This window comes from Shewanella sp. 10N.286.45.A1, from assembly GCF_041470405.1.
Lineage (GTDB): Bacteria > Pseudomonadota > Gammaproteobacteria > Enterobacterales > Shewanellaceae > Shewanella.
The window spans coordinates 1-9,955 of the sequence record NZ_JBFRMK010000090.1; the positions used below are offsets into that span (position 1 = coordinate 1).

The 9,955-nt window shown below is 42.3% G+C and carries 9 protein-coding genes and 1 tRNA gene; 7 read left to right on the forward strand and 3 right to left on the reverse strand.

The annotated features are described in order from the left end of the window. Nucleotides 1-177: 177 nt before the first annotated feature. A tRNA-Gly gene (locus tag AB4238_RS07975) sits at nucleotides 178-253 on the reverse strand. Between the two features lie 196 nt (nucleotides 254-449). After that, entirely contained in the window at nucleotides 450-995 is a 546-nt protein-coding gene (orn, locus tag AB4238_RS07980; protein ID WP_220736557.1) for an oligoribonuclease, read from the reverse strand. A gap of 124 nt (nucleotides 996-1,119) precedes the next feature. On the opposite strand from orn, the gene rsgA reads away from it, so the two are divergent. The 5 genes from rsgA (at nucleotide 1,120) to AB4238_RS08005 (ending at nucleotide 7,974) form a co-directional block, all read left to right on the forward strand. Then, nucleotides 1,120-2,187, forward strand: a complete 1,068-nt coding sequence (gene rsgA / locus AB4238_RS07985) for a small ribosomal subunit biogenesis GTPase RsgA (protein WP_372032717.1) — start codon at nucleotides 1,120-1,122, stop codon at nucleotides 2,185-2,187. Between the two features lie 29 nt (nucleotides 2,188-2,216). Then, a complete protein-coding gene (asd, locus tag AB4238_RS07990; protein WP_372032718.1) occupies nucleotides 2,217-3,080 on the forward strand; it encodes an archaetidylserine decarboxylase in 864 nt (287 codons plus the stop codon). 7 nt (nucleotides 3,081-3,087) lie between these two features. Then, nucleotides 3,088-3,972 (forward strand): DMT family transporter, encoded by an 885-nt coding sequence (locus AB4238_RS07995; protein WP_372032720.1) that lies wholly within the window; start codon nucleotides 3,088-3,090, stop codon nucleotides 3,970-3,972. A 70-nt stretch (nucleotides 3,973-4,042) separates the two neighbouring features. Then, nucleotides 4,043-7,237, forward strand: coding sequence for a mechanosensitive ion channel domain-containing protein (locus AB4238_RS08000; RefSeq protein ID WP_372032722.1), 3,195 nt, complete (start codon nucleotides 4,043-4,045; stop codon nucleotides 7,235-7,237). A gap of 26 nt (nucleotides 7,238-7,263) precedes the next feature. Next, nucleotides 7,264-7,974 carry a glycerophosphodiester phosphodiesterase gene (locus AB4238_RS08005; protein WP_372032724.1) on the forward strand — a complete coding sequence of 237 codons (711 nt, stop codon included), beginning with the start codon at nucleotides 7,264-7,266 and terminating at the stop codon, nucleotides 7,972-7,974. A gap of 91 nt (nucleotides 7,975-8,065) precedes the next feature. Here the strand turns inward: AB4238_RS08005 and AB4238_RS08010 are convergent, their stop codons facing one another. Further along, a complete protein-coding gene (locus AB4238_RS08010) occupies nucleotides 8,066-8,398 on the reverse strand; it encodes a DUF3392 domain-containing protein (RefSeq protein ID WP_020910966.1) in 333 nt (110 codons plus the stop codon). Between the two features lie 48 nt (nucleotides 8,399-8,446). On the opposite strand from AB4238_RS08010, the gene AB4238_RS08015 reads away from it, so the two are divergent. Continuing rightward, a complete protein-coding gene (locus AB4238_RS08015) occupies nucleotides 8,447-9,373 on the forward strand; it encodes a D-2-hydroxyacid dehydrogenase (RefSeq protein ID WP_372032726.1) in 927 nt (308 codons plus the stop codon). Between the two features lie 202 nt (nucleotides 9,374-9,575). After that, nucleotides 9,576-9,767 (forward strand): bacterioferritin-associated ferredoxin, encoded by a 192-nt coding sequence (locus tag AB4238_RS08020; RefSeq protein WP_248973482.1) that lies wholly within the window; start codon nucleotides 9,576-9,578, stop codon nucleotides 9,765-9,767. The last annotated feature ends 188 nt before the right edge of the window (nucleotides 9,768-9,955 follow it).

The following is a 9,955-nucleotide window of genomic DNA, read 5'->3' on the forward strand; positions in this document are numbered from 1 at the left end:
ATGACCTATACCTTGGCAAGGTATCGCTCTACCAACTGAGCTAATGTCGCTTAACACTTTTTATAGCTGTTTAGCTTTATACATTGACTAAAGGTATCGTTCTTTCCTTTAGCAACTGAGCTAACATCGCTTAAAACTTTTTACTTACCGAATTTGGCCATTCGATAAATTTGTAATTGGAGCGACATATCAGGTTCGAACTGATGACCTATACCTTGGCAAGGTATCGCTCTACCAACTGAGCTAATGTCGCAATATTTTAAATGCTGTTTTAACCATCTTATGTCAATTATAAGGTATCGTCTTTCACCTTTATCAACTGAGCTAATGTCGCATTTCAACTTTTTGACTTAATCACTAAGTTTACCTCTTAGCGAAAAGTTGAGGCCGCATTATATGAGAATTTCACTGCTCTGCAACCCCTTCTTGCAAATAAACTGACTGAATGGTCAAATTTTAAATACTTTTGCGCGATAAAACTGCAATTCAGCAATAGATTCTTGAATATCGAGCAACGCTTGATGGGTATTTTGTTTAGTAAAGCCTTTCATTGCTGAAGGCTCCCAGCGACGTACAAGTTCTTTAACTGTACTGACATCAATATTTCGGTAGTGGAAAAAGTCTTCAAGTGCCGGCATATAGCGATTTAAAAAACGGCGATCTTGGCCAATACTGTTACCACACATAGGCGAAGCACCAGCGGGTACATATTGCGACAAAAACTCAATTGTCTGTGCAATAGCGTCTTCTTCGCTAAATTGGCTGGCTTTTACTCGCTCTACCAGTCCAGATTCACCATGGTGTTTTTGGTTCCAATCATCCATTAATGCAAGTTGTTCATCAGTTTGATGAATCGCAATAACAGGACCTTGCGCGATAATATTTAACTCTTTATCGGTTACTATAGTCGCAATTTCAATAATCCTATCAACAGCAGGCTCTAGCCCTGTCATCTCAAGATCGACCCAAATAAGGTTGTTTTCATCTATAGCCATAAAGCGACCTGTAATCCCTGTTAGCCTAAATTCAGGCTTTTTTGTTTAAGACGGTGTATCATACTGCTTTTTTAAGCGACAAAAAATCACCTTTATCATTGAAGGCAAATTACGTGAGTAATACGTGAGCAAAAAGAAACCATTAAGCCAAGGTCAGTTACGCAGAATGCGCAACAACCAAAAAAAGAAATTGCAAAGCAGCGAAGCTAGCGACAATACGCCTGAACTACAGGACAACTCGTTAGGGCCAGAGCAGCTAGGTACCATTATTTCTCGTTTTGGGCAGCATGCAGATGTTGAGACCGAAACAGGCCACCTTGCGCGTTGTAATATACGCCGAAACATTAAAAGCTTAGTTACCGGTGACAAAGTCATTGTTCGCTTAGCCTTGACTAGTGAGTCTGGTGCTAGCCGAATTGAAGGCATTGTAGAAGCCGTCCATCCAAGGCACTCGCTTCTATCTAGACCTGATCTGTATGATGGTGTAAAAATCATTGCCGCCAATATCGATCAGATCCTCATTGTCACTTCCGTTAAGCCTGCCTTTACCACGCAGATCATCGACCGATATTTAGTTGCATCAGAAGATACCGGCATTGCGCCAGTTATTGTACTCAATAAAGTTGACTTGATTACACCTGAGGAGCTACCAGAGATTGAAGCCGCTCTGCAGCGTTATCGCGATATAGGCTATGACGTCTATAAAGTGAGTAGCAAAACCGGTGAAGGCGTTGAGCAAATCAACCAACTGATGGATGGCAATGTTAGCGTATTTGTTGGCCAGTCCGGTGTTGGTAAATCATCAATGATTAATGCCATGATGCCTGATGCAGAACTGTTAACCGGTGATATATCGGAAAACTCAGGCCTAGGTCAACACACAACCACGACGGCTAAACTACTGCACATTTCTACTGGCGGCGATTTAATCGACTCTCCAGGAGTGCGTGAATTTGCACTATGGCATTTACCAGCAGAAAGAGTTGGACAATGCTTTATAGAGTTTAGAGAGTATTTAGGCACCTGTAAGTTTAGAGACTGCAAACACCTTAATGATCCTGGTTGCTCCATTTCTGAAGCATTAGCAGCTGGAGAGATCAGCCAAGATCGATACGACAACTACCATAAGATCATTGCCAGTCTGGACGAACAAAGGCACGCTCGTCACTTTAGAGCCGGTCCAGACGAATAAAAATAGAATAAATAGAAAGGAAATTGAAATTGGATAAAGTTAAAATTGCGCTGCAGTATATGATGCCAAAGCACCTTGTTTCACGCCTAGTTGGCAAACTTGCCGCTGCAGAAATGGGCTCAGTCACCACGGCAGCAATTAAATGGTTTATCAAGCAATACAAGATTGATATGAGTGAAGCGGCGCAGCCTGCCCCAGAGGCTTACCCGACTTTTAATCAGTTTTTCACTCGCGCTTTAAAACCGGGGATTCGTCCACTTTGTGAAGATAAAGATTACATTATCCACCCGGTAGACGGCGCGGTGAGTCAGTTAGGGCCTATTGAAGATGGTCGTATCTTTCAAGCTAAAGGTCATGATTACTCATCACTAGCACTACTGGGTAACCAAGCTGATGATGCAAAACGTTTTGAAGAGGGTGATTTCGCAACCATCTATTTAGCCCCTAAAGATTACCATCGCATTCATATGCCGATTAAAGGTACCTTGTCGAAGATGACTTATGTGCCTGGTGAACTATTTTCAGTTAATCCGTTAACCGCGCAAAATGTACCTGGCTTATTTGCTCGTAACGAACGCGTAGTGGCGATTTTCGAAACCGAAATTGGCCCAATGGCAATGGTGCTTGTTGGAGCAACCATTGTTGCAAGCATCGAAACTGTCTGGGCAGGAACGGTCACCCCACCAACGGGTAAAGATGTGTTTACTTGGGACTACCCAACCGAAGGTCCAGAAGCGCTAACTCTTGAAAAAGGCGCTGAGATGGGGCGCTTCAAGCTAGGCAGTACAGTGGTCATGTTATTTGCTAAAGATGCGCTCGATGAATTTGCTGACGGTGTAGAACCTCGCAGTGTCACTCGTATGGGTCAAGCTTTTGCCAAAATAGAAGACTAAGTACACATTGAACTCAAGTGATAAAAAAACAGGGCTGGTTGAACTCCATTTAGCAGTGCTACTTTTCGGTGGCACCGCTCTGTTTTCTAAACTCATCCCTTTAAGTGCGCTAGATATCACCGTTTTGCGCTGTGTTGTCGCTGCCGCAGTTCTCGCGCTAATAGTCAAACTCAGTCGGCAAAAAATTGCGCTTGAAGCGGCAAAAGATTATCTAATAGCTATTGGGCTGGGTGTGATTGTGAGTTTACATTGGGTGACTTATTTTGCCTCAATGCAACTATCTTCGGTCGCCATTGGCATGATTGCATTTTTTACCTATCCAGTAATGACCGTATTAGTTGAGCCTTTAGTGACAAAATCTAAACTCCAATTTGCCGATGTGATAAGTGGTGTTCTAGTTTTGATAGGGGTTAGCCTACTTATCCCTGAAGCAAGCCTAGGCAATGACGTTACGCTTGGTATAGTTATAGGTATTATTTCTGCAGCACTTTTCACCACTCGAAACTTATTACACAAACGCTACTTTTCTCAATACAGCGGCCAACAAGCAATGCTTTACCAGACCGCAGTTGCCGTAGTTTTTCTTGCGCCATGGATGTCAGTCGAGGTCAGTACTATTGAGTCAAACGTTTGGTGGTTAATCATACTACTGGGCACTTTATTCACTGCAGCCCCCCATGCTCTATTCACTTCTGCACTGCGCATACTCAGTGCTAAAACCGTTGGCTTAGTCTCTTGCTTACAACCTTTCTATGGCGCTGTTTTAGCTTTACTGCTTTTAGGTGAAGATCTCGATATTAAAACTATTATCGGCGGGACTTTAGTTGTTGCTACAGCATTATTTGAAACCCAACAGAGTCATAAGTCACAACGGATTAAAAAGACTGCATAGTTCGATTTATTTATTCTGATAACTTGGCTACTATAAGTTAGTCCTTTTCGATTTATGCAAGCTGCTAATCATGCATCGTTTTTTATTGGTTTTCCTGTGTCTATTTTGCTCCATTGCCAATGCAAACCAACCCACTTCCCTTGAAAAAAAGTTGGGGTTACCAGCCACAACTAGTGAAACTAAAACTCCACAACAACAGTTGCTTTTACTGCAGTCAAAAATTCAAGAGCTAGCACTTACCGAAAGAAATGCTAAAACGCTACTAAGTAATTTTGAGCTACACAAAGCAAATCTATTGCAGCAAATAGCTGAAGCGAAGAAAGCGATCCCACTCTCCACAGAGCAAGATATTAACCAACAAGGTTCAATGGCTTACTTAAGGCTCTCTGAATTCAAAGAGGTCGAAACCAGTTTAAGCAATAAAATCAATGAACTAAATGGCACTTTAAATAATTTACCGAAAGACTTAAGCAGCGCACGAGCAACGCTCAAAAAACACAAAAAAATCAAAATATCTAATGAACAAAACATAGCGAATGAGCTACAGCTGGCCCAAAGAGAGCTGTACCAGCAGCGCGTTGTTACCCTTGAAGCAAGCTTAGCCAGCAGTCAAAAAGAGATTGATCTCAACCAACTACAATTACAACTAGTTCGTGAGCAGTTGTTACAGCAAGAGCAGTTTATTGAGCGCATCAACCAACAGCTAGACTTACAACGCCACATACGCACTGAAGCCGCGATAGCGAAAAGTCTGGTCCCGGATTCTACCGCTACCGATCCTATTGCTCAGGCCCTCAATGAGGCCAATCAACAATATGGTGCAACACTCAAAGCGCTTAACCTAAAAATAAGCCAAGCGCTAACGCAACAAGAGCAAGCCGAAGCACTGTACCAAGATCAAGCTAAGCAACTCACTAATATTCAACAGCAGATAAGTTGGCTCAAACTCAACTCTGCATTCGGTGAACGTTTTTTACAGATGCTACAAGCATTACCCAAACCACCAAGCCAAGATAGGGTGCAGTCAGAGATTGCCGACGCCCGATTAGCCCGATATCAAATAGAGCAATCGCAAACCGTTAATGAACAGCAACTTAATACTTCTCCTAAACCAACGCAGCTGCATGCAAAGCTGCTCGTTTCACAAGAGTTGCTGCTACAACAACTGCTGCAAAGCTATGACCAATATTTAAGTGAGTTAGCTGATTTAAGAGTGAGTAATGAGCAACTTAATCAACAATACATTACTTTAAGAGACACCCTAAATGAGCATTTATTTTGGGTACCGAATGCCAACCGAATTGGTAGCTTATGGTTAACAGATCTGCACCAAAGCGTGCAGTGGATGATACAACAAGCCCCTTGGAAACAACTGAAAAACTCATTCAGCGAACAGGGTAGCTTATGGTCTTGGTGGCTAATTTTGCTTGTCATTAGCCTAGTGGCACAAGATATTCTCACACCAAAGTTTAAAGCCGCAATGCGCCGTGAACTACCATTTGTAGGTAACGTTACTCAAGATAAGTTTATTTATACTTGGCATGTACTGCTTAACTCTGTGAGCTATAGCCTACTCAAACCGCTACCGATTATCCTCGCAGGGGTAATTTTCTATTTATCTAGTATCAATTTTGTTTCCGCCATCGGTATGGGCATTTTGGCTGTAGGCATTTTCTATCAACTTTATCGCTTGGTGTTTTTGCTCGCTTTAGATAAGGGCTTACTAATCAACCACTTCAAAGCACAGCGAAGCATAGTGCGCGCTGGACAAGCGAAGTTTAAGCAACTTACCTTTATGGTCACCCCATTTTTAGGCATTGCGGCGTTTGCAGAGGTCATTGATACTTCATTAGTCAGAAATAGTTTAGGTCGTGGCGCGTTTATCATTTTCTGCTTAATGTTATTTTGGTTCTATAAGGACATTTTAGAGATATCTAACCGTGAGAATAAGCACCATCATGGCGATAAAAACAGAAAACTAATCCAAAAACTACTGTGGGCAATGCTAATCATAACGCCGATAGCTTGTGCTGTATTGGCCGTCTTAGGTTACTACTACACAGCCGTACAAATGTTCCTGCAGTTGCAGCTATCATTGATTTTTGGTCTAGGCTTTTTATTGCTTTATCAGTTAATAAAACGCTGGATGTTAATAGAAAGGCGCCGTATTGCCTTCGAACGCGCCAAGACAAAGCGCGCAGAAGTACTCGCTCAACGTGAGAAGGGTGAAGTTAATTCACCAGAGCAACTAGATACCTATGAAGAGCCTGAGGTCGATTTAGAGACGATTTCTGGGCAATCTTTAGGTTTAGTTCGCTCGCTTTTACTGTTAGCTTTTTTGGCCAGCATTGTAGGCCTTTGGACGCAAACTCATACAGCATTGTTCTCTTTGCTCGATGGAGTTACCTTATGGTCTAGCAATACCACCATTAATGGTATTGAGCAGCAATTACCGATTACTTTAAAGTCGCTTTTACTCTCGCTCATCATTGTTGGCTTTTCGATGATGATCGCCACCAACTTACCTGGCTTGATCGAATTAACGATTCTTCAACGATTAGATCTCAGCCAAGGCACAGGTTTTGCACTGACCACTGTTTGTCGCTATTTGGTGATTTTCTTTGGTGTATTAAGTGGTTTCTCAACATTAGGGATGGAGTGGTCAAAGCTACAATGGTTAGTCGCAGCCCTATCAGTAGGCTTAGGTTTTGGCCTACAAGAAATTTTTGCTAACTTCATCTCAGGCCTCATCATCTTATTCGAAAAACCGGTTCGAATTGGCGATACAGTAACGATTAGAGATCTGACTGGCACCGTCAGTAAAATTCAAATACGTGCCACCACCATTATCGACTGGGATCGGAAAGAGATCATTGTACCCAATAAGGCCTTTATTACTGAGCAGCTGATTAACTGGTCGCTTTCAGATCCAATTACACGCGTTATTGTCTATGTTTCCGTTGCTCGAGATTCCGATCCCGCACGCGTCGAGGCGGCTCTTTATCAAGCCGTGCAAGAGTGTGATGATGCACTCCTCACTCCAGAACCTGAAGTATGGTTTGCAGGGTTTGGCCAGCATACCCAAGACTTTGAGGTCAGAGCCTACGCCAAAGACATGGGCACACGCTGGCCACTTAGACATAAGCTGCATAAGCAGATCAGTAAGAAATTACGCGATAACAATTTAGAACTAGCCTACCCTCAGTTAGAGGTTCACTTGTCGCCTGGACAGACCAAAGACGTACAAAACTTAATACGGACTTAACCCCCTATGATTAGAGAAACTCAGCAATGAAGGTATTTGCTCATCGCGGCGCCAGTGGCAGTGCCCCTGAAAATACCTTAAAGGCTTTTGAGAAAGCTATCGAGTTAGGTGCCACAGCCGTTGAACTGGATATTCATTTAGTCGAAGGAGAGCTCTATGTTTTTCATGACCGTAGGCTTGAAGCGACAAGTACTGGTCATGGGCTTATAGACTCTGTCAGCGCAGGTTACTTAAATAGCATAACGGTATCTGGAGAAGTAATTCCTACACTCATAGATGTCTTAGCGCTGCTCAAACCTCACAATGTAGAAGTGAATATCGAGCTTAAAGGGCTGTCAGTTCTGCCAGCTTTTATTGCGCTATATGCAAAATTTATCGATGAACAGATATATGACCCAGATCTGCTACTGGTCTCCTCTTTTAACCACCGTCAGCTTTATGGCTTCAAGCAACAATATCCACTGGCAAGAGTCGCCCCCCTGATTGAAGGTGTGCCTTTTGACCTGGCAAAGATTGTTACAGAGTTAAATGCTTACTCGATTCATTTAGGGCTCAGCTTTGTCACCCAAGAGATGATTGAAGATGCCCATTTACGGGGTGCAAAAGTGTACGTCTACACAGTGGACTTTATTGATGATATCGAGATGTTAGCTAAGCGTGGAGTCGATGGTATCTTCACTAATTATCCAGATAAAGCACTTGCTACAATTAGCAATATGAGTGCAGCAAACGACTGACTGTTGCCGGTAAGTCATAGTCAGTCGTTACCATTCTTTACATATCGATTTCTCAAACTACAGTAATATAATCTACACTGAAATTAACGGCTTAAACTTGTTTATTACGTTGAGCCCAGCTGCCAATAGCAAAGAAAATAGCTAAAACTAGTAGAAACAGCCAATGTGATGGCACGCGTGCCATATATTGCGCTAGCAGCGGGCTTAATTTCACTATAATTAAACCATAACCAAATGCGTTGACCACAACAAAAATCAGCGTTCGAATAATGAAAGAACGCCCGGCAAGATAACGTCTTAAAAAACGGTTAATATCGCTGCCAAATACAACCAGCGCACAAGCAACTATTGCCGTTGAAGCTTCTGTTAGCCAGGGATAGATAAACGAACCTAAGTAGCTCAGGAATTCAATCAACTTCGACATAAACGTACTCTAATTTAATGATATAGAGCTAGGATAAAGGGAGTCAGCATGGGACACAAGTTACTATTGCTCACCAGAGAAAATGAAAAATACCGTCAGCTTCTGACTTCTTGCCACCTGCCAAATGTAAGTATTTTGGATGATAATCCACAAAATATATTTAACGCTGACATTTGGCTCGCAGAACCAAGCCTTGCCGCACCAATACTGCCTCACGCGACAAATTTAAAGTGGATGCAATCAACTTTTGCAGGTGTTGACGCATTAGTTAAACCTAGGCAGCGACGAGATTATGAACTCACCAATGTGCGGGGGATCTTTGGACCATTAATGAGCGAGTACCTATTTGGTTATCTACTCGCTTATCAGCGTGAACATGGTCGCTATAAGACTCAACAAGCTCAAAAAGTATGGCTACCTGGTAGCTATAAGACTTTACAAGGGCAAAATCTACTCCTTTTAGGCACAGGCTCTATTGCCAAACATATTGCCCAAACGGCTAAACATTTCGGCATGCATGTCATTGGTATTAATCGCGGTGCAAAACCGACTAAAGGTTTTGATGAAGTCGACACTTTAGCCAACTTAACTCGCCATCTACCAAGAGCTGATGCGGTTGCGAGTATTTTACCGAGTACTCCAGAGACGCGCGGTGCTCTGAACCAACAAACCTTATCTCTGCTAAAAAAAGAAGTGGTGCTGTTTAACTTAGGCCGAGGTGACGTGCTCGACCTTGATTCACTCTATATCCAGTTAATTCAGAATCAACAACAGCAAGCAATACTTGATGTGTTTAATCAGGAGCCATTGCCAGAAGAACACCCTATTTGGTCATTAGACAATGTTGTCATTACCCCACATATTGCGGCTCCAAGTTTTCCGGAGCAAGTGGTAGAGATCTTCTCTGAAAACTACCATAAGTGGATAAAAGGCGAGGAGTTAGCCCATCGGGTTCATTTTGAACGCGGTTACTAGGCCGACTTTAAACAATCAAGAAATAGCTTTTACGACGCAAAACATGACCAAGTACCCACACGGGTGCTTGGTTGTGATCATCCGCAATGTTTTTAATAACTACCAAGCTATCGAATGATTGATAACTATTCTCATCAGTTATTAGCATTGAGAATCGTTTTCATTTATACTTCGTGCATATTCGATAGTTGGATCATTATTTATGTACGTTTGTCTTTGTCATGCGATTACAGATACTCAGATTAAAGAAGCGGTTAGCCAAGGCGATGCTTCATTAGCTGATGTAAAGAAGCGTTTAGGCGTGGGCGATCAGTGTGGAAAATGCGTAAAAATGGCCAGCCAAATAATCCAAAGACAAGTCGATATCGAACCTAATTACTATGAAGTTGCTTAGACTGTTTTAAGCAATTAATAGATAAAAAAATGCAGCCATTAGGCTAATGCCGTTCACTTAACGTGAACGGCTTTCTTTTTTATGGGATATCGGTCCTTTGAACACTTCAACACTCTAGGGTAACTACGCTCCCTTTTCCCCTCTAAAATAAACTGTTTAGCATTCTTTTCTATATCAAAGATTACCTT

Coding starts and splice junctions, on each gene's coding strand:
- AB4238_RS08010 (WP_020910966.1), bottom strand. CDS start 8,398: ATGTCGAAGTTGATTGAATTCCTGAGCTACTTAGGTTCGTTTATCTAT.
- AB4238_RS08015 (WP_372032726.1), top strand. CDS start 8,447: ATGGGACACAAGTTACTATTGCTCACCAGAGAAAATGAAAAATACCGT.
- orn (WP_220736557.1), bottom strand. CDS start 995: ATGGCTATAGATGAAAACAACCTTATTTGGGTCGATCTTGAGATGACA.
- AB4238_RS08020 (WP_248973482.1), top strand. CDS start 9,576: ATGTACGTTTGTCTTTGTCATGCGATTACAGATACTCAGATTAAAGAA.
- AB4238_RS08005 (WP_372032724.1), top strand. CDS start 7,264: ATGAAGGTATTTGCTCATCGCGGCGCCAGTGGCAGTGCCCCTGAAAAT.
- AB4238_RS08000 (WP_372032722.1), top strand. CDS start 4,043: ATGCATCGTTTTTTATTGGTTTTCCTGTGTCTATTTTGCTCCATTGCC.